The following is a 22,714-nucleotide window of genomic DNA, read 5'->3' as shown; positions in this document are numbered from 1 at the left end:
ACAGGAGGCTCCATTGGCGCAGTCGCAGCACAACTCTGTCACGTTCAGGCCCGCGAACTTCGACCAGCCGCGCGCTGAGGCTGCGGTCCGCGAACTGCTGCTCGCGGTGGGCGAGGACCCGGACCGCCATGGGCTCGAGTCCACTCCCGCGCGGGTGGCGCGGGCGTACAAGGAGCTGTTTGCCGGCCTGTACATCGATCCGGATTCGGTGCTGGACACCACATTTGACGAGCAGCACGACGAGCTGGTGCTCGTCAAGCAGATCCCGATGTACTCGACCTGCGAGCACCACCTGGTTTCTTTCCACGGCGTCGCGCACGTCGGTTACATCCCCGGCCAGGACGGGCGCGTCACCGGGTTGTCCAAGATCGCGCGGCTGGTCGATCTCTACGCCAAGCGACCGCAGGTGCAGGAACGGCTCACCGGTCAGATCGCGGACGCGATGATGCGCAAACTCGATCCGCGCGGTGTGATCGTCGTGGTCGAGGCCGAACACCTGTGCATGGCGATGCGCGGAGTGCGCAAGCCGGGCGCGGTGACGACCACATCGGCCGTACGCGGGCAGTTCAAGGTCGATGCCGCATCGAGGGCCGAGGCGCTGGACCTGATACTGCGCAAGTGAACTCGACACGGGTGCGGGTCATGGGGGTCGTGAACGTCACCGACGACTCCTTCTCCGACGGAGGGCTGTTCCTCGACCGCGACCGCGCCGTCGAGCACGGGCTCGAACTGGTCGCCGAAGGCGCGGCGATCGTCGACGTGGGCGGTGAGTCCACTCGCCCCGGGGCCACCCGCATCGACCCCGAAGTCGAGAAATCGCGGGTGTGCCCGGTCATCTCCGAGCTTGTCGCCCAAGGCGTCACGGTCAGCATCGACACGATGCACGCCGACGTCGCGCGGGCGGCGCTGGAGAACGGCGCCCAGATCGTCAACGACGTCTCCGGCGGGCGCGCGGACCCGGGCATGGCCCCGTTGCTCGCCGACGCGAAAGTGCCCTGGGTGCTGATGCATTGGCGGTCGGTGGGCGCTGACCGTCCGCACGCGGTGCCCGCCTATCGGAACGTGGTCGACGAGGTCCGCACCGAACTGCTCGCCAGTGTGGACGCCGCGGTGGCTGCCGGGGTCGACGCGACCAACCTCATCATCGATCCGGGGTTGGGCTTCGCCAAGACCGGCGACCACAACTGGGCGCTGTTGCGTGCGCTGCCCGAATTCGTCGCCACCGGCATCCCGGTGTTGGTGGGCGCGTCGCGCAAACGCTTCCTCGGGACGCTGCTCGCCGACGCCGACGGACAACCGCGACCGCCGGACGGCCGGGAGACCGCGACCGCGGTGATCTCGGCGCTGGCCGGCCTACACGGCGCCTGGGGTGTGCGGGTGCACGATGTGCGCGCGTCGGTCGATGCGATCAAGGTGTTGGAGGCGTGGTCGCATGGCTGACCGAATCGAGTTGCGCGGCTTGCGCGTTCGCGGGCATCACGGTGTCTTCGAGCACGAGCGTCGCGACGGCCAGGAATTCATCGTCGACATCACGGTCTGGATCGACCTCGCCGCCGCGGCGGCGAGTGACGACCTCGCCGACACCCTGGACTACGGCGCGTTGGCGCAGCGGGCGGCCGACATCGTCGCCGGACCGCCGCGGAACCTGATCGAGACGGTGGCCGCAGAGATCGCCGACGGCGTCATGGACGACGGGCGCGTGCACGCGGTCGAGGTGGTCGTGCACAAGCCCGCGGCACCGATCCCGCTGACGTTCTCCGACGTGGCGGTGGTGGCGCGTCGATCGCGGCGCGCCCGGGGTGGCCCTTGACCACCGCGGTTCTGTCGATCGGGTCGAATCTCGGCGACCGGCTGGCGATGCTTGGGTCGGTCGTCGACGGGCTCGGTGGTGCGCTGCGTGCGGCGTCGCCGGTGTACGAGACCGCGCCGTGGGGAGGTGTCGAACAGGGGCCGTTCCTCAACGCCGTCCTCGTCGCCGACGATCCCGCGCTCGACGGCCACGGTTGGCTACGGCGCGCCCACGAGTTCGAACGATCCGCCGAGCGGGTGCGCGCACAACGATGGGGGCCGCGCACGCTCGACGTCGACATCGTCACCTGCCGAAACGGGGGGCGCGAGGTGATCTCGCAGGACGCCGACCTGGTCCTGCCGCATCCGCGTGCCCATCAACGCGCGTTCGTGCTCGTGCCCTGGCTGGCGGTGGAACCGGACGCGGTGCTGACGGTGGCAGGCGAACCGCGCCGGGTCGACGAACTGCTCGCCGCGCTCGAACCGGCCGAACGCGACGGTGTGCACCGCACCGAGTTGGTGTTGCGCTGATGGGACCGACGAGAAGGCGCGACCTCGCGGCCGCTGCGGTGCTGACCGCTGTCGTGGGCTATTTGCTCGTGCTCGCGTCGTACCGGTGGTTCCCGCCGATCACACTGTGGACGGGTGTGTCGCTGCTGGGGGTCGCGATCGCCGAAGCGGGTTGGGCGTTCCACGTCCGCGCCAAGATCAACGACGGTGAGATCGGCGTGGGATCCGGCCGGCTGAACCCCCTCGCGGTGGCGAGGTCCGTGGTGATCGCCAAGGCCTCGGCGTGGGTCGGCGCGCTGGTGTTCGGTTGGTGGGCGGCCGTCCTGGCCTACCTGTTGCCGCGCCGTTCCACTCTGCGCGTCGCCGCCGAGGACACCGCGGGCGCCGCGGTGGCCGCCGGGTGCGCACTGGCTCTGGTGGTTGCCGCGCTGTGGTTGCAGCATTGCTGCAAATCTCCGGGCGAGCCGCCGGAGAACCCCAATGGGGCAACGGATTAACGAAGTTCGGCCGACGCGGTAACGAATCGCCGACGAGGCGACACGCGGAGTGACCTGTGACAGGTACAGTCGCCCCCATGACCGATCCGACCCGCAGCGCACGCTATCGGCGTGCCGCCCGCAGGCCGGGTTGGATGCTGTTGACCGCGTTGCTGGTGCTGGCGATCGCGGCCAGCTCCGCCCTGGTGTTCACCGATCGGGTGGAGCTGCTCAAGCTGGCGGTCATCTTGGCGTTGTGGGCCGCGGTGGTCGCGGCGTTCGTCTCGGTCATCTACCGACGGCAGAGCGATGTCGACCAGGCCAAGGTGCGCGACCTCAAGCTCGTCTACGACCTGCAACTGGACCGTGAGATCTCGGCGCGGCGCGAATACGAGCTGTCGTTGGAGACGCAACTGCGCCGCGAACTGGAAGCCGAGGTGCGCGCACAGGCCGCCGACGAGATGGCGAGCCTAAGGGCCGAACTGTCCGCGCTGCGCGCCAACCTGGAGATCCTCTTCGACGCGGACCTGTCGCACCGGCCCGCGATCGAACCCGAGCGCACGACGGTGCGCGCTTACAGCGACTGGGCGAGGGATTCGGAGACCACGGGCCGCGTCAGCAGCAGCCGCATCGACGAGTACCGGCCCGACATCGAGCAGCGGACCGAGGAAAGCGCGATCATCGACGTGCCCGCCGAACCCCAACCGCCCGAGGTCGATTGGCAGCCGACTCCCGAGCGCGGCGGGGCGCACCGCAGAGCCTCCGACGCCGACTGGGGCCACCAACCGGCGCAGGAGCCTGCCGCGTGGTCGCCGCCGCCTGCCCAGCCCGTTCCGCCACCACCGCCGACTGCCGAGCCCGTTCCGCCACCACCGCCGGTCGAACCCGTGGCGCCACCACCGCCGCGGGCCGAGCCCATCCCGCCGCCGCCACCCCCGCCGCCACCGCCGGTCGAACCCGTTGCGCCGCCACCGCCGCGGGCCGAGCCCGTTCCGCCGCCCCCGCCCCCGCCGCAGCCGGCGCCCGAGCCTGCGCCGACCAGCGACTGGCAGCCGGCACCCGCGGACGGGCGCTGGATTCCACCCGGCGCCCCGGGTAGCAACTGGGTGTCGGGTGGCAACGGATCGACGACCGAGTACGTCGGCAGGCGCCGGGCGCCAGAACCCGGCGAAGACGGGGCCCGCCCGGCCGTCGAACCCGACCTCTCGCCGCCGGCGCCCGAACCGCGACGTGGCAGGCATTCGGCGTCGCCGGGAAGCGGTGATCCGGGGCGCCCGGAGCAGCAGGCCGGGCCCGCGGAACCGCCGGAGCCCTCGCCGGAACCACCGGCGCCCGGAGGGCGGCGGCACCGCAGCGCCGACGACCCCGACACCGCCGGACAGTCCGTGGCCGAACTGTTGGCCCGCCTGCAGGCGAGCCCCACACCGGGCGGGCGTCGCAGGCGCCGCGAGGAGTGAGTTAATCTCGTAGCGACCGTCCGGTACCCGCACCGCAGGACCGGAACGTACACACATCAACTCGCAGCGAGGTCGACTTCATGGTCGCCATGGGGACCCCACCTGGCGGATTCCGCCCGGCGCGGCTCACTGTCGGCATCGTTTCCGCAGGCCGCGTCGGTTCCGCGCTGGGTGTGGCCCTCGAACGCGCCGAGCATGTCGTGGTGGCGTGCAGCGCGGTCTCGCACGCGTCGCGTGACCGCGCCCAGCGCCGGCTGCCCGACACGGCGGTTCTTCCGGTCGACGAGGTGGCGAGCCGTTCCGAACTGTTGATCCTCGCGGTGCCGGACGCCGAGCTGGCGAAGTTGGTGTCGGGGCTGGCCGCGACCCGGTCGGTGCGGCCGGGCACGATCGTCGCGCACACCTCCGGCGCGAACGGCATCGACGTGCTGACACCGCTGACCTCACTGGGCTGCACACCGTTGGCGATCCACCCGGCGATGACCTTCACCGGCACCGACGAGGACATCGACCGCCTCTCGGACACCTGCTTCGGGGTGACGGCCGCCGACGAAGTCGGATACGCAATCGCCCAATCGCTGGTGCTCGAGATCGGCGGGGAGCCGTTCCGGGTGCGCGAGGACGCGCGCACGCTCTATCACGCAGCACTGGCGCACGCCAGCAATCACGTGGTGACGGTGCTGCTCGACGCGGTGGAGGGGCTGCGCTCGGCGTTGTGGGGCCAGGAACTGCTCGGCCAGGAACTGGTCGGCGACGCCCCGGGAGGGCTGGCCGAGCGGGTCATCGGCCCGCTGGCCCGCGCCTCCTTGGAGAACGCGCTACACCGCGGGCAGGCGGCGTTGACCGGCCCGGTGGCACGCGGGGACGCCGCCGCCGTCGCGCGTCACCTGGAAGCCCTGACTGAGGTGAATCCCGAATTGGCGCAGGCATATCGGGCGAACTCGCTGCGCACCGCCCAACGTGCGCACGCCCCGGACGACGTGGTCGCGGCGCTCACCGCCGATTCGGACGCCGGCGGGGCAACGCGTCGGACGGGGACGGGCCGATGACCGTCGGTAAACCGCAGTTCACGGCGGGTGAACTGAACGTCTACGCGAAACCGACAGACGTCTCGGCGGTCACCAGAGCGCTGCGCGCCACCGGTCGCCGCGTGATGCTGGTCCCGACGATGGGCGCTCTGCACGAAGGTCACCGCATGCTCATCCGCTCCGCCAAGCGTATCCAGGGTGCCGTCGTGGTGGTGTCGATCTTCGTCAACCCATTGCAGTTCGGGGCGGGTGAGGATCTCGAGGCCTATCCGCGCACGCTCGACGACGACCTCGACGCCCTGCGCGACGAGGGGGTCGAGATCGCGTTCACCCCGACCGTCGCCGACATGTACCCCGACGGCACCCGCACGTCGGTTCATCCCGGTCCGCTGGGTTCTGACCTCGAAGGAGCTTCTCGGCCAACGCATTTCGCGGGTGTCCTGACGGTGGTGCTCAAGCTGCTCAACATCGTCCATCCCGATCACGCGTTCTTCGGCGAGAAGGACTACCAGCAGTTGGCGCTGATCCGGCAGATGGTCGCCGACCTCAACGTCGACACCAGGATCGTGGCCGTGCCGATCGTGCGGGAGGCCGACGGCTTGGCGATGTCGTCGCGCAATCGCTATCTCGACGCCGAGCAGCGCGAACATGCGGGCGCACTGTCCGCTGCGCTGTTGGCGGGGATGTACGCCGCGGGGGAGGGGACCGCGGCCGCGTTGGACGCCGCACGTGCGGTGCTCGACTCGGTCCCGGCGATCGAGGTCGATTATCTCGACGTGCGCGACCCGATGCTCGGGCCGGCACCGGAGGTCGGGGCGGCGCGCATGTTGGTGGCCGGCCGGCTGGGGTCCACCAGGCTGCTGGACAACATCGCCATAGATATCGGGGTGCCGTCGGGGCCGGGCCCGGACGTCCCCTTTGACGAGCACGAACTTCCTTGGAGGAATTGATGTTACGGACAATGCTGAAATCGAAGATCCACCGCGCCACGGTGACGAATGCCGACCTGCACTACGTCGGGTCGGTGACCATCGACGCCGACCTCATGGAGGCCGCCGATCTGCTCGAGGGTGAGCAGGTGACGATCGTCGACATCGACAACGGTGCTCGGCTGGTGACGTATGCCATCACCGGTGAACGTGGCAGCGGCGTGATCGGAATCAACGGCGCAGCAGCGCATCTCGTACATCCGGGCGATCTGGTGATCCTGATCGCCTACGGCACCATGGAGGATGCCGAAGCAAGGGCATACCAGCCGCGGATCGTGTTCGTCGACGCCGAAAACAAGCAGGTCGACCTCGGCCACGACCCGGCTTTCGTACCGGCCGACGCGGCCGACCTGGTGTCGCCACGGTGAGTCCGTGTTACTAGCCATCGACGTCCGTAACACCCACACCGTCGTGGGTCTGGTCTCGGGTTCGGGAGAGCACGCGAAAGTCGTGCAACAGTGGCGGATTCGCACCGAATCCGAAGTCACCGCCGACGAACTCGCGCTGACCATCGACGGGTTGATCGGCGACGACTCCGAACGCCTGACCGGGGCCGCGGGCCTGTCGACCGTACCGTCGGTGATGCACGAACTGCGCGAGATGCTGCGCCAGTACTGGCCGTCGGTGCCCCATGTGTTGATCGAGCCCGGCGTGCGCACGGGGATTCCGCTGTTGGTGGACAACCCGAAGGAAGTCGGCGCCGACCGCATCGTGAACTGCCTCGCGGCCTACCACAAGTACGGCACCGCGGCCATCGTCGTCGACTTCGGCTCGTCGATCTGCGTCGACGTGGTCTCGGCGAAGGGCGAGTTCCTCGGCGGCGCGATCGCTCCCGGCGTCGAGGTGTCCTCCGACGCGGCGGCGGCGCGGTCGGCGGCGTTGCGTCGCGTCGAGCTGACCCGACCGCGTTCGGTCATCGGTAAGAACACCGTGGAGTGCATGCAGGCCGGTGCGGTGTTCGGGTTCGCCGGGCTGGTCGACGGCCTGGTGCAGCGCATCCGCGATGACGTCGACGGCTTCGGGGGCACCGACGTCGCCGTGGTCGCCACCGGACACACCGCGCCGCTTCTGCTGCCGGATATGCGCACCGTCGAGCATTACGACGAGCACCTCACCCTCGACGGGTTGCGGCTGGTGTTCGAGCGCAACCGCGACAACCAGCGCGGCCGCCTCAAACAGGCCCGCTGAATGGTGATTTCGGTGCCCAACCGGTCGCCCGGTGAGCGTCGACGCACCGAAATTCCTAGTCGGCGCACGTTCATTTAGGCTGGCACGACGTGACCGAACCCGACCCGTCCCGCACCGCATCGGCCGCGGACGCCACATCCGAGCCCGACGTTCCGGAGCAGTACCGGATCCGTCAGGCCAAGCGTGAGCGGCTGCTCGCCGAGGGACGCGAGCCGTATCCGGTGGAGATCGCGCGCACCCATTCCCTGGCCGAGATCCGCGAGACGTATCCCGATCTGGCCGCCGGCTCCGAGACGGGGCAGATCGTGGGCGTGGCCGGACGGGTGATGTTCGCCCGTAACTCCGGGAAGCTGTGCTTTGCCACCCTGCAGGAGGGGGACGGCACGCAACTGCAGGCGATGATCAGCCTCAACAAGGTCGGACAGGATTCGCTGGACGCGTGGAAGGCCGACGTGGACCTCGGCGACATCGTCTTCGTGCGCGGTGAGGTGATCAGCTCCCGGCGCGGTGAACTCTCGGTGCTGGCCGATTCCTGGCAAATGGCTTCGAAGGCCCTGCGGCCGCTGCCGGTCGCTCACAAGGAGATGAGCGAAGAGGCGCGGGTGCGGCAGCGCTACGTCGACCTCATCGTGCGGCCCGAGGCCAGGACCATCGCTCGTCAGCGGGTTGCGGTGGTCCGCGCGGTGCGGTCGGCGTTGGAACGGCGCGGATTCCTCGAAGTCGAAACCCCGATGCTGCAGACACTCGCGGGCGGCGCTGCGGCGCGACCGTTCGTGACGCACTCCAATGCGCTCGATGCCGACCTATATCTGCGTATCGCGCCGGAACTGTTTCTCAAGCGCGCACTGGTCGGTGGATTCGAGCGCGTCTTCGAGTTGAATCGAGTGTTCAGAAACGAAGGTGCCGATTCCACACATTCTCCGGAATTCGCGATGCTCGAGACTTATCAGGCTTACGGTACGTACGACGATTCGGCCGTCGTGACCCGAGAGATTATTCAAGAAGTCGCGGACGAGGCGATCGGAACACGCGAGGTGCCATTGCCCGATGGCAGTGTTTACGATCTTGATGGCGAATGGCAATCCATCGAAATGTATCCGTCGCTGTCGGAAGCCCTCGGCGAAGAGATCACCCCGGAAACGCCGGCCGAGAAGTTATGGGCCATCGCTGATCGTCTCGGGGTCGAGATCCCGCGCGACCGGGGTTACGGCCACGGGAAATTGGTTGAGGAACTGTGGGAGCACACCGTCGGGAACACCTTGTGGGCTCCCACGTTCGTCCGTGACTTCCCCGTCGAGACGACGCCACTGACGCGACCACACCGCAGTATTGAGGGCGTCACCGAGAAATGGGATCTCTATATCCGGCGTTTCGAACTGGCGACCGGCTATTCCGAGCTGATCGATCCGGTAATCCAACGCGAAAGGTTCGAAGCCCAGGCGAGAGCGGCGGCCGCAGGTGATGACGAGGCGATGGTTCTCGACGAGGATTTTCTGGCGGCCCTGGAGTATGCCATGCCGCCGTCCACGGGAACCGGAATGGGTGTCGACAGATTGATGATGGCCCTGACCGGACTGTCGATTAGAGAGACGGTTTTGTTCCCGATTGTTCGACGTCACGGCAACTGAACGCAGCGCTATAACACGACGGCGTACGATCTTGTTGTATGGCGCACACGGATATGGCACATTGGTGCCGGGTTCGATACTTTACTGCGGTCCTGTGATCGCGCAGAAGGGCGAGTTTAAATGGCGAAGAAAGTTACCGTCACCTTGGTCGACGATTTTGACGGCGAAGGTGCGGCCGACGAGACCGTTGAATTCGGGCTCGACGGGGTGACCTATGAGATCGACCTTTCTTCGAAGAATGCCGCGAAACTGCGCGACGCCTTGAAGCCGTGGGTCGATTCCGGTCGCAGGGTCGGTGGCCGTCGGCGCGGACGTGCCGCCGGGTCAGGCCGCGGGCGAGCGGCGATCGATCGCGAGCAAAGCGCGGCGATCCGGGAGTGGGCACGTCGTAACGGACACAATGTGTCGACGCGCGGGCGCATTCCCGCCGATGTGATCGACGCCTTCCACGCCGCGACGTAGCGCGCTCCGCACGGGCGCCGTGGCCGGTGTTCGCTAGCCGCGAAGCCGCCCGGGCTGGATCGGGAAACGAATCGGCCCACCGATGCGTTGCTCTCCCATAGCGGCGGGTATCCGATCCCGTGCGCGTCGGCATACCGGTGTCCGCTCAGAGCAGACCGGCGGGCGGGACGCGCCGCCCTACTGCCCACTAGAGTGGACGGTGGTGCGGTGCGAACTCGAGACCGTTGGGCGCGCGTGGCACCGACCAAATGATGGAGAGCAGGTAACCACCGATGTTTGAGAGATTCACCGACCGTGCCCGCAGGGTCGTCGTCCTGGCTCAAGAAGAGGCCCGGATGCTCAACCACAACTACATCGGCACCGAGCACATCCTGTTGGGACTCATTCACGAGGGTGAGGGCGTAGCGGCCAAGTCGCTGGAGTCGCTGGGCATCTCGCTCGAAGGCGTGCGCAGCCAGGTCGAGGAGATCATCGGCCAGGGTCAGCAGGCGCCGTCGGGCCATATCCCGTTCACCCCGCGCGCCAAGAAGGTGCTGGAGCTCAGCCTCCGCGAGGCGCTGCAACTCGGCCACAACTACATCGGCACCGAGCACATCCTGCTCGGCCTCATCCGTGAGGGCGAAGGTGTCGCGGCGCAGGTGCTGGTCAAGCTCGGCGCCGAGCTCACCCGGGTGCGCCAGCAGGTCATCCAGCTGCTGAGCGGCTATCAGGGCAAGGAGACCGCGGAAGCCGGCACCGGCGGCCGCGGCGGCGAGGCCGGCAATCCGTCCACGTCGCTTGTGCTCGACCAGTTCGGCCGCAACCTGACCGCCGCCGCGATGGAGGGCAAGCTCGACCCCGTCATCGGCCGCGAGAAGGAAATCGAGCGGGTCATGCAGGTGCTGAGCCGTCGCACCAAGAACAACCCGGTGCTGATCGGCGAACCCGGCGTCGGCAAGACCGCCGTCGTCGAGGGCCTCGCGCAGGCGATCGTGCACGGCGACGTGCCCGAGACGCTGAAGGACAAGCAGCTCTACACGCTCGACCTGGGCTCGCTGGTCGCGGGCAGCCGCTACCGCGGTGACTTCGAGGAACGCCTGAAGAAGGTGCTCAAGGAGATCAACACCCGCGGTGACATCATCCTGTTCATCGACGAGCTGCACACGCTGGTCGGGGCCGGGGCCGCCGAGGGCGCGATCGACGCCGCGAGCATCCTCAAGCCGAAGCTGGCCCGCGGCGAGCTGCAGACCATCGGCGCCACCACGCTCGACGAGTACCGCAAGTACATCGAGAAGGACGCCGCCCTGGAGCGCCGCTTCCAGCCGGTGCAGGTCGGCGAGCCGACCGTCGCGCACACCATCGAGATCCTCAAGGGCCTGCGCGACCGCTACGAGGCGCATCACCGCGTCTCGATCACCGACGGCGCCATCGCGGCCGCCGCGACGCTGGCCGACCGCTACATCAACGACCGGTTCCTGCCGGACAAGGCGATCGACCTGATCGACGAGGCCGGCGCCCGGATGCGGATCCGCCGGATGACCGCTCCGCCGGACCTGCGTGAGTTCGACGAGAAGATCGCCGACGCGCGCCGCGAGAAGGAGTCCGCGATCGACGCGCAGGACTTCGAGAAGGCCGCGAGCCTGCGCGACAAGGAAAAGCAGCTCGTCGCACAGCGCGCCGAGCGTGAGAAGCAATGGCGCTCAGGCGATCTCGACGTGGTCGCCGAGGTCGACGACGAGCAGATCGCCGAGGTGCTGGGCAACTGGACCGGCATCCCCGTGTTCAAGCTGACCGAGGAGGAGACCACTCGGCTGCTGCGCATGGAGGAGGAGCTGCACAAGCGGATCATCGGCCAGGAAGACGCCGTCAAGGCGGTCTCCAAGGCGATCCGGCGCACCCGTGCCGGCCTGAAGGACCCCAAGCGTCCGTCCGGTTCGTTCATCTTCGCCGGCCCCTCCGGTGTCGGGAAGACCGAGCTGTCCAAGGCGCTGGCCAACTTCCTGTTCGGTGACGACGATGCGCTCATCCAGATCGACATGGGCGAGTTCCACGACCGGTTCACCGCCTCGCGGCTGTTCGGCGCCCCTCCGGGCTACGTCGGCTACGAGGAGGGCGGCCAGCTCACCGAGAAGGTGCGGCGCAAGCCGTTCTCGGTTGTGCTGTTCGACGAGATCGAGAAGGCGCATCAGGAGATCTACAACAGCCTGTTGCAGGTCCTCGAGGACGGCCGACTGACCGACGGTCAGGGTCGCACGGTCGACTTCAAGAACACCGTGCTGATCTTCACCTCGAACCTGGGCACGTCCGACATCTCCAAGGCGGTCGGGCTGGGCTTCTCCCAGGGTGGTGGCGAGAACAACTACGAGCGGATGAAGCAGAAGGTCAACGACGAGCTGAAGAAGCACTTCAGGCCGGAGTTCCTCAACCGCATCGACGACATCATCGTCTTCCACCAGCTGACCCGCGACGAAATCATCCGGATGGTCGACCTGATGATCGGCCGGGTGTCCAACCAGCTGAAGGCCAAGGACATGACGATGGAGCTGACGGACAAGGCCAAGGCACTGCTGGCCAAGCGTGGGTTCGATCCCGTGCTCGGCGCGCGACCGCTGCGGCGCACCATTCAGCGCGAGATCGAGGATCAGCTGTCGGAGAAGATCCTGTTCGAGGAGATCGGACCCGGCCAGCTCATCACGGTCGACGTCGACAACTGGGACGGCGAAGGCTCCGGAGAGGACGCGGTGTTCACGTTCAAGGGCACCAAGCGTCCCGCTCCGGTGGCCGAGCCGGACTTGGCCCAGGCCGGTGCGGCAGGCGCTGCAGGCCCCGCCGAATAGCGGCATCACGTCAACGAGAACGGGCGGTACCCACCAGGGTGCCGCCCGTTTTCCGTCTGATCCCGCTACCGCTGGACCGTATGGATAGGATGTGCGATGTTATCGGCGGGCGAAGGAATCTGGTGAGAATCCAGAACGGTCGCGCCACTGTGTCAAGTCAGACCCGACGCTCGCCGCCACCTTTTGAGACTCGGGACGCGAAATCCCCGAAAGGACACCGACATGACCTCACCGGAGGCCCGCAAGAGCGTTGCACCCGCCCTCGACCTCTCCACCACCGCGGCGGCAGTGTGGCTCTCGGCAACCGCTTTCCTGGCGCTGTTGGTGCTCTACTTCATCGGCCTGGACCAGGGCGCGACGTCGGTGTTCGGTGCGGACAACACCGCCATCCACGAGTTCGTGCACGACGCCCGACATCTGCTCGGTTTCCCCTGCCACTGACGGGCCGAGGTAACCAAGCATGGAGAAGCAGATCATCTGGCGTGGCCTGCTCGCAGGTGCCCTCGCCGGCGTGCTCGCGTTCGTCTTCGCCCGCATCTTCGTCGAACCCCAGATCGACCTGGCCATCGCCTACGAGGAAGGTATCGGGTCGGCGCACGAGGCATTGGAAGCCGCCGAAGGCGCGGGCCTTGCCCATAGCCACGGCCACAGCCATGGAGAGGGCGGCGGATTCGAGCGCGCCGTTCAGATGAACATCGGTATGGGACTGGGCGTGTTGCTGTTCAGCCTGGCGATCGGCGCGATCTTCGCGGTGATCTTCGCGGTGGCCTACGGTCGGGTCGGCAACATCTCCGCACGCCTGCTGTCGGTGTATGTGGCCGGCGGAATGCTGTTGAGCCTGTATGTCGTTCCCGCGCTGAAGTATCCGGCGAGCCCGCCGGCTCTGAGCCTGGACGAGACGATCCGTCAGCGCACTCTGCTGTACCTGTTGATGGTGGTGTTGTCCGCGGCGCTTCTGGTCGGCGCGGTGTATCTGGGCCGACGGCTGGCCGCGCGGCTGGGGACCTGGAATGCGGCCCTGGCAGCCGCGGGGGCCTACATCGTCGCGGTCGCGGTCGTGATGCTCGTCCTCCCGACCATCGACGAGACGCCGGGACCGTTGACCGACGACGCCGGCAGCATTGTCTACGAAGGCTTTCCGGCAGATGTGCTCTACGAGTTCCGGCTGTACTCGTTGGGCACCCAGATCGTCGTGTACGCGACGATCGCGCTCGTCTTCGGTGCGATGGCCGCGCGTCTGCTCGAACGGAACCGTCGGGCGAGCATTCCTGCGTGAGTGAGGTCGTCCGGCTGACGCTCGTATCGCACGGGCTGACCGATGCGATGTCGGCCGGACGATTCCCCACCGACGAACCGTTGAACCCTACGGGCCACCAGCAGGTCGGCGCGTCGATCGACCTCGGTGTCGTCGACGCGGCCCTGTGCGGTCCGGAGAAGCGGACCAGGCAGACCGCCGAATTGCTCGGCCTGCAGGCCGACGTGGAGCCGCGGCTCGCGGATCTGGACTGCGGTCGGTGGCGCGGTGACGTGCTGAGCGGAGTGCGACCGGCCGATCTGGCGATCTGGCTGACCGATCCGACCCGGGCGCCGCACGGCGGCGAATCGGTTGTCGAGCTGGTCGACCGGGTTCGCGACTGGATGGACTCGTTGACCGACCGCCGCAGCAGGCTGGTCGCGGTGACACATCCGGCGGTGATCCGCGCCGCGATCCTCATCGCGCTGGATGCTCCGCCGAAGTCGTTCTGGCGCATCGACATTGCGCCGGTAACTCGAACGGTGATGCATTTCCGCGCGCATGCGTGGACACTTCGCCAGTAGCCGGTGAGCTCGGCTTTTGACTGTCTCGCGCCGACGCTACGACAGCCCTTTGCGCAGTTGCTGCCCCAATTTTCGGTTCTCGACAGGTTGCCCGAGGTAGGGGGCGGCTCGCGCGATGGCCAGTATCGCGGGAGGACGAGGTGGGATTTTGTAGAAGCGGTTGCCGATCACCAACCAGCCACCACCGTCACTTCCGGCGCCGCCCATCAGCTGCCCGACGAGATCAGGCAGATGGGACGCGCCCCAGCGGAACGTCCGTCCGATCACCGAAACGGTGTCCTGAACCTGGTTGACAGCGTAGATGCGGGATCCATCCGGCGTGACCACCACGCCATTCGGGCCGTGCACATCGACGGTGTCGATGATCGTGTTGGTGGTGGTGTCGATCACCGAGACGACGCCGTTCCAGTCAGCGGCCGCACTCGCGACGAAGATTCGCGAACCGTCGGGATTGACCGCCATTCCCGCGGGCGGCCAGGAGTCTCCTGGAATGGCGACGGTGGCCGCGACATTCCCACTGGCGGTGTCGATCACCTTCACCGCCTCCGCCTTGAGCCCGTTGGCCCATGAGGTCAGGATGCTCACGAAAATGCGTCCGCCGTCGGGGCTTAGGACGATCACACCCGGTTGTCCACCGACGGTGATCGAATCGACAACGGTATTGGTGGCGGTGTCGATCACCAGAATCGTGCCCGCGTGGATATGCGATACGTACAACCGGGTGCCGTCGGGGGTCACCGCGGGCCAGTACGGATCTTGGTTGGCGTCGATCGTTTCGGTGACGGTGTTGGTGGACGTGTCGATCACCGAGACCGTATCGGTGTCCGTGTCGCCGCCCGCCGCATAAACCGTTGTGCCGTCGGGCTTTATCGCCAACCGCATCCACGAGTTCCCGACTGGGATTTCGGCGACAACCGTTTTTGCGGTGACGTCGACGACCGAAACCACGCCGAGCCGCGACACGTACAACCGGTTGCCGTCCGGGTGGACGACCGCGTGCATCAGGTACGCCGGGTCGTCCGCGAAGGCGATCGTGGCGGTGACGGAGTTGGTCGCGGTGTCGATCACGGAGATCGTGTCGCTGGTGTTGTTCAACACGTAAGCGCGGCCACCGTCCGCACTGATCGTGATCCAGCCCGGCGTTTGCCCAACCGGAATGGTGGCTAGCACACCCAGCATGACGACCCCTTCGCCAGTGAATGCCGGACTATCAGCGGAACTCTAGACCCGGCCCGGCGTGCTTTTGGGGTTTCGGTCGATCCGCTGATCAGCCGACCGGCACCAGGTCGAAACTCTGGCGCACGATCGAAAGCAACCACCCCGCGGCAGTGGGGCTGCGGTACCGGGGCCAGTTCAACTGGAAGCTGACCACCCACGGCTGCCCGGTGTGGTCGACGGCGTACCAGCTGAACGTCAAGTCGCCGGGCAGATTTCCGCCCTTGGCGCCGATGTAGCCCCACTTTGACCCGTCGAGATCGATGCCGGGTATCGCCGAGAGGATGTCCTTGACGGGCGCGGCCTCGCCCACGGCGGCCGCCTGCAGAGCGATGTGCACGCGGCAGATGTCGGCGGCGCTGCCGTACCACTCCGCCCCGAAGTTCGATGCCGGGGTATGCGTCCGGTGTGGATCCGGTTCGTAGGGGCGCGAATTGGTCTGTTGGAGCAGTTGCGCCCGGACTTGCGGACCGCCCTTTTCGACCGCGTGACGCCACTGCTCGCGAAGATCGGGTCGGCCCCAGCCGACCGAGAACATTTCGTGCATGGTGGGGAACGGCGTCATGCTGGCCGGGTCGTGGTGGCGCGCCAGGACCAGCGCCCGCTCCACAGCGTCCGTCCCCAGTCGATCGATGAGAAGATCGGTGGCCATGTTGTCGCTGGCCGAGATCATTTGCTGGGCAGCGGTTCTCACCGACACCCGGGCGCCGGGAGGGAGTTCCTCGAGGCCTGCGGATCCGACTGCCTTGGCCCGCTTGGTGATGGTCAGCGGGTCGGTCCATTTCAGGGTGCCGGCTTTGACCGCTTCGGCGACTGCTAGCAGCACGTAGAGCTTGAAGATCGACGCCAACGGCAACGACAGTTCGGTGTTGGTTCCGGCCACCACATCGCACTTCGACTGGTCGGCAACCACCTTCGACACCTGATACGAGTAGCGGGCACCCGACTTCGTGATCTCGGCGTCGACGTCGTCCCATTCGTCGATCTGCGGTGGGCGCAGCGTCACATCGAACCGGTCGACCAAGCCGGCATCGTTGGTGCGAAGGTCGATCTCCTGCGCGACGCCGTACGACGTCAGCACCCCGACCTCGGCATGTCCGGCCCGGATGTCGACGTCGGTCACCTTGAACGGCCGGTCCCACCAGATCCGGTCGAGCTTGCCGACGATCTCGTCGACCTTTTCGGGCACCGCCATCGTGCGCACTCCGACCGGGCCGATCGGCCAGTCGGAGTTGAGCATGTCCAGCGTCTGCTTGGCCCGCAGCCCCTGGGGCGTGTTGATCTCGATGGGAGCGCCGTACGCGGCGTCGGCCGGCGCAGGTCCGACGTCCGCACAGCCGCCGACGGCGACGACCAACGAGGCCGCGACCGTCAGCCCGAGCGCCCGGCGCGCGATGAGCGAGCCTCTACTTGTCAGCACCCGCAACGTCGAGGACGACCTCGAACTCGAGCAGTGACGCGCCGGTGGCCACCGGGTTGGCCTGCTGGCCCTTGTGGGCCTCGATGGCCGGGCCCGTCGCCCAGGCCTGGAACGCCTCCTCGGACTCCCACTGCGTCACCACGAAGTAGCGGTTCTCACCCTTGATGGGCCGCAGCAGCTGAAAGCCGAGGAAGCCGGGCTGGTTGTCGACGGCGTGCGCCCGGTGCGCGAAGCGCTTCTCCAGTTCGGGACCGGCATCGGCCGGGACCTCGATCGCGTTGATCTTCACCACGGGATTCTGGCTTGGCATGCGCATCAGGCTACCGAATGCATCAGGGTCGCCCGGAGGCACGATGATGTCGGGATGCAGTCAGCAGGCGGTACGCGGTCCGCGCTCACCCACCGCGGCGGCAGGGGCCACCCGCTCGTCCTGGTGCACGGCCTGATGGGGCGGGGGAGCACGTGGTCGCGCCAGCTGCCATGGTTGACCCGGCTCGGTGAGGTCTACACCTACGACGCGCCCTGGCACCGCGGCCGCGACGTCGCCGATGTCCGGCCGATCAGCACCGAGCAGTTCGTCGCCGAACTCGGTGACGCGGTGGCGGGCATCGGTGCGCCCGCGATCATGATCGGCCATTCGATGGGCGGACTGCATTCATGGTGCCTGGCCGCTACGCGCCCCGACCTCGTGGCGGCTTTGGTGGTCGAGGACATGGCTCCGGACTTCCGCGGCCGCACCACTGGCCCCTGGGAACCGTGGCTGCACGCGCTGCCGGTCGAATTCGATTCCGCCCAACGCGTTTACGACGAGTTCGGCCCAGTGGCGGGTCAGTATTTCCTCGAGGCGTTCGACCGCATTCCGGGCGGCTGGCGATTGCACGGTCGGCCGGATGTCTGGATCGAGATCGCCGCCGAATGGGGCACCCGCGACTACTGGCGCGAATGGCAGGCCGTCGCTGTGCCTGCGCTGCTGATCGAGGCGGGTAACTCGGTCACCCCCCCGGGGCAGATGGCCCGGATGGCGGAGTCCGGCCCCCACACGACGTACCTCCGGGTGCCCGAGGCAGGTCATCTCGTCCACGACGACGCGCCGAAGGCGTATCGGAAGGCGGTCGAGTCGTTCCTAGCGACGCTCTCCGACCGCGCCTGAGGACGGCCAGACAGGGTGGCGCTCGAAACGGGTGCGGATCGCGTCGAGGTCGTGTTCGAGGCGCAGCAGGTCGCGATCGTCTTCGAATACCCGGCCTGCCATCGGCGCGGCCATGCGGAACTGGTCGCGGTGCAGCCGCAGGTGTCCGGAGCGGCTGGCGGCCCAGGCGAGAGCGGTCGCCGCCGCGACCGGGGAAACGAGAACCAGAAGTGCCAGTAACGTGCTCATGGCAGTAACTATTCGCCTGACAAAATCCCGCCAACAGTGGCAGCAATGACACTTTGGGATAAAATGCTGCCATGCCAATCAAGAGCGTATCGACGCTCGTCCTGGATGGCCTGGCCATCTTCGAATTCGGCGTCATCTGTGAGGTCTTCGGCATCGACCGCTCCGGCGACGGCGTTCCCAACTTCGACTTCAAGGTGTGCGGTCCGGTTCCTGGGAAGCCGCTTCGCACCTCGGTCGGTGCGACGCTGACCCCCGACCACGGCCTCGACGACCTGATCGGCGCCGACCTGGTCGCCATCCCGGCGATCGGTGGATCGCAGTATCTGCCCGAGGCGTTGGCCGCCGTCCGGGCCGCCGCCGAGTCGGGATCGATCATCCTGACCGTCTGCTCGGGTGCGTTCGTCGCGGGCGCCGCCGGCCTCCTCGACGGCAGGCCGTGCACGACGCACTGGATGCACGCCGACGAACTCGCGCGCAGGTATCCGACAGCCAAGGTCGACCGCAACGTACTGTTCGTCGACGACGGAAACCTGATCACCAGCGCGGGGACCGCGGCGGGCATCGACGCGTGCCTGCACCTGGTCCGGCGTGAACTAAGCAGCGAGGTGACCAACAAGATCGCGCGCCGCATGGTGGTGCCGCCCCAACGCGACGGCGGCCAGCGCCAGTACATCGACCAGCCGATCCCCGTGCGGTGTTCGGAACGATTTGCTCCGCATCTGGATTGGATACTGACCAATCTCGACAAACCGCACACGGTCGCCACGCTCGCCGCCCGCGCGCACATGTCGGCGCGTACCTTCGCGCGGCGGTTCGTGGAGGAGACGGGGCGCACCCCGATGCAGTGGGTGACCGACCAACGTGTGTTGTACGCGCGAACCCTGTTGGAGGAGACCGACCTCGACGTCGACCGGATCGCCGAGCGTAGCGGCTTCGGGACGGCAACGCTGTTGCGGCACCACTTCCGCAGGATCATCGGGGTGACACCATCGGACTATCGGCGCCGGTTCGCGTGTGGCACAGGGGAACCCGAGACAGACACCGATACCGAAATGGCATCGGCCTGACGCCCCCGCGCTCAGCCGCCCTCGCCGGCGAGTGCGAACCGGCCGTCGGCGGTCTGCTCGACGAGCCCGTCGACCAGAAGCGAGTCCAACGCGCGGTCGCGCTGCGCGGTGTCCGACAGCCACGCGACGTCCAGCTGCGCCCGGCTCATGGGAGAGTCGTTGTCCCGCAGGACATCGAGCAATCTTCCTCGGACCTGTCGGTCGGTGCCCGCGTAGCGTTGAACGCGCCGCGCCGGTGAGGCCGACGCAGGGAATCCCCGGGAGCGCCACGCGCACTCACTCAGCGGACACAACCCGCATCGGGGCGCACGCGCGGTACAGACCGTCGCACCCAACTCCATCAAGGCAATCGAAAACTTCGGCGCCAGAGCGGCTTCGGGCAGCAGAGCCTCGACATCGGCGAGGTCGCGAGCAGACGACGATGCCGCGGCGTCGGCGCGGCCGTGCACGACCCGGGTCACCACCCGCCGAACGTTGGTGTCGACCACCGGTACCCGGTCGCGGTAGGCGAAGCAGGCGATGGCCCGCGCGGTGTACGCCCCGACGCCCGGCAGCGTCAGCAGGGTCTCGACGTCGGACGGTACGACGTCGTCGTACTGCTCGGCGATCACCGTCGCGCATTCATGTAACCGCTTGGCGCGGCGCGGATAACCGAGCTTCCCCCAGGCCCGCAAGATGTCTGCGGCGCTTGCCGCCGCGGTCGCCGACGGAGTGGGCCACCGCTGTACCCACGTGAGCCACACCGGTTCGACCCGTGCGACGGGCGTCTGCTGCAGCATGAATTCGCTGACCAGGATCTGCCACGGCGTGACCCCCGGCCGGCGCCACGGCAGATCTCGCTGGTCGCGGTCATACCAATCGACCAACTGGGGCACAATGTCGGTCATGCCGAACACCAGCCCAGTGACCGCCTGGAAAGCACTCAAAGAGGGTAACGAGCGCTTCGTCGCCGGCAAGCCCCTGCATCCCAGCCAAGGAATCGAGCACCGCGCGAGCTTGGCCACCTCACAGACGCCCACGGCCGTCGTGTTCGGGTGCGGGGACAGCCGGGTGGCCGCCGAACTGATCTTCGACCAGGGGCTCGGTGACATGTTCGTGGTGCGCACCGCCGGACACGTGATCGATTCGGCGGTGCTCGGTTCCATCGAGTACGCCGTCGCGGTGCTCGACGTGCCGCTGGTCGTCGTGCTCGGCCACGACAGCTGCGGGGCGGTGAAGGCGACGCTGGGCGCGCTCGACGAGGGCGTGGTGCCGGGCGGTTACGTCCGCGACATCGTCGAGCGCGTGATGCCGTCGATCCTGTTGGGCCGACGCGACGGGCTCACCCGGGTCGACGAGTTCGAGGCCCGCCACGTCAGCGAGACCGGCGCCCAATTGTTGGCCCGCTCCACCACGGTGTCCGAACGTGTGGCGTCGGGAGATCTGGCCATCGTCGGCGTGACCTATCACCTGGCCGACGGGCGGGTGGCGTTGCGGGACCATATCGGCGACATCGGCGAAAGCTGAGGGCGACACGCCGAGGGACCTCGGCCGATAAGGCGTGACCTGGCCTTACCGTGGGGTTGTGCTGGATCTGGAACCGCATGGCCCGCTACCGACGCAGATTTACTGGCGTCGCAGGGCATTGGCGTTGGGCATAGCGGTCCTCGTGATCGGCGTGATCGCGGCCATCGTGATCGTTGTCGTGAAGAACACCGGGGGCTCCGACGCGGAGGGCGCCGAGGCGTCCACCCCCGCCGCGGCAGGCGAGCCGACGCCGCTGCCGGGGGAGAACCCCGAGGTCAAAACCCCGGTGATGCCGCCGGCGCAGGACGCGCCGCCGCCCACCCCGACACCCACCGCGGCCGTCGCGCCACCGCCGGTGCTCAACGAGGGCGACGACTGCCCCGACTCGACGCTGGCGGTCAAGGGCATCACAAACCAACCGCAGTACGTCGTCGGTGAGCAGCCGAAGTTCACGATGGTCGTCACCAACATCGGGCTCGTCGGCTGCAAGCGCGACGTCGGCGCCGCGGTGCTGGCCGCCTACGTCTACTCGCTGGACAACGCGCGGCTCTGGTCCAACCTCGACTGTGCACCGTCGAACGAGACCCTGGTCAAGGCGTTCCAGCCCGGCGAGCAGGTGACCACCGAGGTCACCTGGACGGGTATGGGATCGGCTCCGGGTTGCCCGCTGCCGCGTCAACCCATCGGCCCCGGCACCTACAACCTCGTCGTCCAGCTCGGCAATCTGCGCTCGGCCACGGTGCCGTTCATCCTCGCTGCGCCGCAGTCGCCGGAGCACGGTCAGGGCGCCGCCCCGCCACCGGGACCCGTCCCGAACTGAGGTCCGGCGGGGACTCAGGCCAGCCGGTCGGCGATCGTCGACTCGGCCAACTGCGAGAGACCCTCCCGGATGTGGCGCGCCCACATCGAGCCGATGCCCTCGACCGACTGGAGATCGCCGGCGCTGGCCGCCAGCAGGCCCTGTAGCGAGCCGAACGAACGAACCAGCAGGTCGACATGTGCGAACTGCAGACGCGGGATACCGGCCATCGCGCGGTAGCCCCGCGAGCTCATCGCCGAATCCTGCGCCTCGATTGTTGACGGGTAACCAAAGACCCGTGCCAGCGTCGTGAAGTCCAGGAGCTCACTGTCGGAGAGCCCGTCGAGCTCCTCGAGCGTGGCGCTCACCTGCGCCGCCGACGGAGGGTCCGGGTTGGCGTGATAGTCGCGCACGAGGAGCTCGCGGGCGGTGTCGTTGTCGCCGACCAGCTCGTCGAGCTGAAGTTTCAGCTGACGGCCGTCGGTGCCGAGTTCGACGACGTACGAATCGATTTCGAGACTGATCCGGCGGACCATCTCGAGCCGCTGCACCACAGTCATCACGTCGCGCAAAGTGACGAAGTCCTCGATCTCGGCCGTCGACAGCTGCCTGCTGACCTCATCGAGGCGTGTCTTGTAACGCTCGAGGGTGTCGATCGTCTGGTTCGCGCGCGACAGGATGGTCGCCGAGTCGGGGATCACGTGCCGTTCACCGGCCACATACACGGTCACGATGCTCATCGAGTGGCTCACCGAGATCACCGGATAGCCGGTCTGGATCGCGGTGCGCTCGGCGGAGCGGTGACGGGTTCCCGACTCCTCGGTCGGGATCGACGGGTCCGGTACCAGTTGCACGTTGGCCCGCAGGATGTGCGCGCCGTCGCTGGACAGCACCACCGCGCCGTCCATCTTCGAAAGCTCCCGCAGGCGTGTCGGCGCATAGCGGACGTCGAGGGAGAAGCCGCCGTCGCAGATGGCCTCGACGCTCTCGTCGTAGCCGATCACGATCAGTGCGCCTGTGCGGCCCCGCAGGATGCGCTCGAGGCCGTCGCGCAGCGCCGTTCCCGGGGCCAAGCGAGCGATGGTCTCGCGCATGGTGGGCCGCGCCAATGGCACGACCGTACGTCCCGACCTGCCACCCGACTTCACGGCCATCGCCCCTCCCTAGGA

The 22,714-nt window shown here is 67.6% G+C and carries 26 protein-coding genes; 20 read left to right on the top strand and 6 right to left on the bottom strand.

The window, feature by feature from the left end; genetic code table 11:
* Positions 1 to 13: 13 nt before the first annotated feature.
* From folE to RMCN_RS23090, 16 genes are all read left to right on the top strand, one after another.
* On the top strand, positions 14 to 622 hold the full coding sequence (gene folE, locus RMCN_RS23165) for a GTP cyclohydrolase I FolE (RefSeq protein ID WP_064415946.1): 609 nt from the start codon (positions 14 to 16) through the stop codon (positions 620 to 622).
* Between the two features lie 20 nt (positions 623 to 642).
* Positions 643 to 1,440, top strand: coding sequence for a dihydropteroate synthase (folP, locus tag RMCN_RS23160; protein WP_067394323.1), 798 nt, complete (start codon positions 643 to 645; stop codon positions 1,438 to 1,440).
* Entirely contained in the window at positions 1,433 to 1,810 is a 378-nt protein-coding gene (gene folB / locus RMCN_RS23155) for a dihydroneopterin aldolase (protein ID WP_064415945.1), read from the top strand. Before folP ends, folB begins: the two co-directional genes overlap by 8 nt.
* Positions 1,807 to 2,319, top strand: a complete 513-nt coding sequence (gene folK, locus RMCN_RS23150; RefSeq protein WP_067394100.1) for a 2-amino-4-hydroxy-6-hydroxymethyldihydropteridine diphosphokinase — start codon at positions 1,807 to 1,809, stop codon at positions 2,317 to 2,319. The genes folB and folK overlap by 4 nt, the downstream gene beginning before the upstream one ends.
* Positions 2,319 to 2,795: a DUF3180 domain-containing protein gene (locus tag RMCN_RS23145; protein WP_064347872.1), complete on the top strand. Its 477-nt coding sequence runs from the start codon at positions 2,319 to 2,321 to the stop codon at positions 2,793 to 2,795. The genes folK and RMCN_RS23145 overlap by 1 nt, the downstream gene beginning before the upstream one ends.
* 77 nt (positions 2,796 to 2,872) lie before the next feature.
* Positions 2,873 to 4,231, top strand: coding sequence for a DUF6779 domain-containing protein (locus RMCN_RS23140; RefSeq protein ID WP_067394095.1), 1,359 nt, complete (start codon positions 2,873 to 2,875; stop codon positions 4,229 to 4,231).
* An 80-nt stretch (positions 4,232 to 4,311) separates the two neighbouring features.
* Positions 4,312 to 5,280 (top strand): Rossmann-like and DUF2520 domain-containing protein, encoded by a 969-nt coding sequence (locus RMCN_RS23135; RefSeq protein WP_263987658.1) that lies wholly within the window; start codon positions 4,312 to 4,314, stop codon positions 5,278 to 5,280.
* Entirely contained in the window at positions 5,277 to 6,209 is a 933-nt protein-coding gene (gene panC / locus RMCN_RS23130) for a pantoate--beta-alanine ligase (protein ID WP_067394092.1), read from the top strand. Before RMCN_RS23135 ends, panC begins: the two co-directional genes overlap by 4 nt.
* On the top strand, positions 6,209 to 6,616 hold the full coding sequence (gene panD / locus RMCN_RS23125) for an aspartate 1-decarboxylase (protein ID WP_064412824.1): 408 nt from the start codon (positions 6,209 to 6,211) through the stop codon (positions 6,614 to 6,616). Before panC ends, panD begins: the two co-directional genes overlap by 1 nt.
* Positions 6,617 to 6,620: 4 nt before the next feature.
* On the top strand, positions 6,621 to 7,436 hold the full coding sequence (locus RMCN_RS23120; protein ID WP_067394089.1) for a type III pantothenate kinase: 816 nt from the start codon (positions 6,621 to 6,623) through the stop codon (positions 7,434 to 7,436).
* An 89-nt stretch (positions 7,437 to 7,525) separates the two neighbouring features.
* The gene (gene lysS, locus RMCN_RS23115; RefSeq protein WP_064412822.1) at positions 7,526 to 9,064 is read left to right on the top strand and encodes a lysine--tRNA ligase; all 1,539 of its coding nucleotides are present in this window, start codon (positions 7,526 to 7,528) and stop codon (positions 9,062 to 9,064) included.
* Positions 9,065 to 9,184: 120 nt separating this feature from the next.
* On the top strand, positions 9,185 to 9,526 hold the full coding sequence (gene lsr2 / locus RMCN_RS23110; protein WP_064347878.1) for a histone-like nucleoid-structuring protein Lsr2: 342 nt from the start codon (positions 9,185 to 9,187) through the stop codon (positions 9,524 to 9,526).
* Between the two features lie 272 nt (positions 9,527 to 9,798).
* Positions 9,799 to 12,342 carry an ATP-dependent protease ATP-binding subunit ClpC gene (gene clpC1 / locus RMCN_RS23105; protein WP_064412821.1) on the top strand — a complete coding sequence of 848 codons (2,544 nt, stop codon included), beginning with the start codon at positions 9,799 to 9,801 and terminating at the stop codon, positions 12,340 to 12,342.
* 222 nt (positions 12,343 to 12,564) lie between these two features.
* Positions 12,565 to 12,783: a CbtB domain-containing protein gene (locus tag RMCN_RS23100; protein ID WP_064412820.1), complete on the top strand. Its 219-nt coding sequence runs from the start codon at positions 12,565 to 12,567 to the stop codon at positions 12,781 to 12,783.
* 19 nt (positions 12,784 to 12,802) lie between these two features.
* On the top strand, positions 12,803 to 13,618 hold the full coding sequence (locus tag RMCN_RS23095; RefSeq protein WP_067394086.1) for a CbtA family protein: 816 nt from the start codon (positions 12,803 to 12,805) through the stop codon (positions 13,616 to 13,618).
* Entirely contained in the window at positions 13,615 to 14,160 is a 546-nt protein-coding gene (locus RMCN_RS23090) for a histidine phosphatase family protein (RefSeq protein ID WP_067394083.1), read from the top strand. Before RMCN_RS23095 ends, RMCN_RS23090 begins: the two co-directional genes overlap by 4 nt.
* 36 nt (positions 14,161 to 14,196) lie before the next feature.
* Here the strand turns inward: RMCN_RS23090 and RMCN_RS23085 are convergent, their stop codons facing one another.
* The 3 genes from RMCN_RS23085 to mhuD form a co-directional block, all read right to left on the bottom strand.
* Positions 14,197 to 15,339 carry a beta-propeller fold lactonase family protein gene (locus tag RMCN_RS23085; RefSeq protein ID WP_067394080.1) on the bottom strand — a complete coding sequence of 381 codons (1,143 nt, stop codon included), beginning with the start codon at positions 15,337 to 15,339 and terminating at the stop codon, positions 14,197 to 14,199.
* Between the two features lie 88 nt (positions 15,340 to 15,427).
* Complete coding sequence (locus tag RMCN_RS23080) at positions 15,428 to 16,801, bottom strand: serine hydrolase (RefSeq protein ID WP_234787754.1); 1,374 nt, start codon at positions 16,799 to 16,801, stop codon at positions 15,428 to 15,430.
* Positions 16,782 to 17,105 (bottom strand): mycobilin-forming heme oxygenase MhuD, encoded by a 324-nt coding sequence (gene mhuD, locus RMCN_RS23075; RefSeq protein ID WP_064412845.1) that lies wholly within the window; start codon positions 17,103 to 17,105, stop codon positions 16,782 to 16,784. Before mhuD ends, RMCN_RS23080 begins: the two co-directional genes overlap by 20 nt.
* A 54-nt stretch (positions 17,106 to 17,159) precedes the next feature.
* Between mhuD and RMCN_RS23070 the strand changes: the two genes are divergently transcribed.
* On the top strand, positions 17,160 to 17,945 hold the full coding sequence (locus RMCN_RS23070; RefSeq protein WP_067394313.1) for an alpha/beta fold hydrolase: 786 nt from the start codon (positions 17,160 to 17,162) through the stop codon (positions 17,943 to 17,945).
* On the opposite strand, the gene RMCN_RS23065 is transcribed toward RMCN_RS23070, so the two are convergent.
* On the bottom strand, positions 17,919 to 18,173 hold the full coding sequence (locus tag RMCN_RS23065; RefSeq protein ID WP_067394077.1) for a hypothetical protein: 255 nt from the start codon (positions 18,171 to 18,173) through the stop codon (positions 17,919 to 17,921). The genes RMCN_RS23070 and RMCN_RS23065 overlap by 27 nt on opposite strands.
* 71 nt (positions 18,174 to 18,244) lie before the next feature.
* On the opposite strand from RMCN_RS23065, the gene RMCN_RS23060 reads away from it, so the two are divergent.
* Positions 18,245 to 19,240 (top strand): GlxA family transcriptional regulator, encoded by a 996-nt coding sequence (locus tag RMCN_RS23060; protein ID WP_067394071.1) that lies wholly within the window; start codon positions 18,245 to 18,247, stop codon positions 19,238 to 19,240.
* An 11-nt stretch (positions 19,241 to 19,251) separates the two neighbouring features.
* Here the strand turns inward: RMCN_RS23060 and RMCN_RS23055 are convergent, their stop codons facing one another.
* On the bottom strand, positions 19,252 to 20,127 hold the full coding sequence (locus RMCN_RS23055) for an iron-sulfur binding domain-containing protein (RefSeq protein WP_067394066.1): 876 nt from the start codon (positions 20,125 to 20,127) through the stop codon (positions 19,252 to 19,254).
* Here RMCN_RS23055 and RMCN_RS23050 point away from each other — a divergent pair.
* A complete protein-coding gene (locus tag RMCN_RS23050) occupies positions 20,126 to 20,746 on the top strand; it encodes a carbonic anhydrase (protein WP_064412813.1) in 621 nt (206 codons plus the stop codon). The two genes, RMCN_RS23055 and RMCN_RS23050, sit on opposite strands and share 2 nt — an antisense overlap.
* Before the next feature lie 58 nt (positions 20,747 to 20,804).
* Complete coding sequence (locus RMCN_RS23045; protein WP_067394060.1) at positions 20,805 to 21,566, top strand: hypothetical protein; 762 nt, start codon at positions 20,805 to 20,807, stop codon at positions 21,564 to 21,566.
* Between the two features lie 14 nt (positions 21,567 to 21,580).
* On the opposite strand, the gene disA is transcribed toward RMCN_RS23045, so the two are convergent.
* Complete coding sequence (gene disA / locus RMCN_RS23040; RefSeq protein ID WP_064399275.1) at positions 21,581 to 22,699, bottom strand: DNA integrity scanning diadenylate cyclase DisA; 1,119 nt, start codon at positions 22,697 to 22,699, stop codon at positions 21,581 to 21,583.
* Positions 22,700 to 22,714: the final 15 nt, after the last annotated feature.

Source organism: Mycolicibacterium novocastrense, from assembly GCF_001570485.1.
Lineage (GTDB): Bacteria > Actinomycetota > Actinomycetes > Mycobacteriales > Mycobacteriaceae > Mycobacterium > Mycobacterium novocastrense.
The sequence above is the reverse complement of the archived record's forward strand: the minus strand, read 5'-3'. Positions and strand labels throughout refer to the sequence as shown.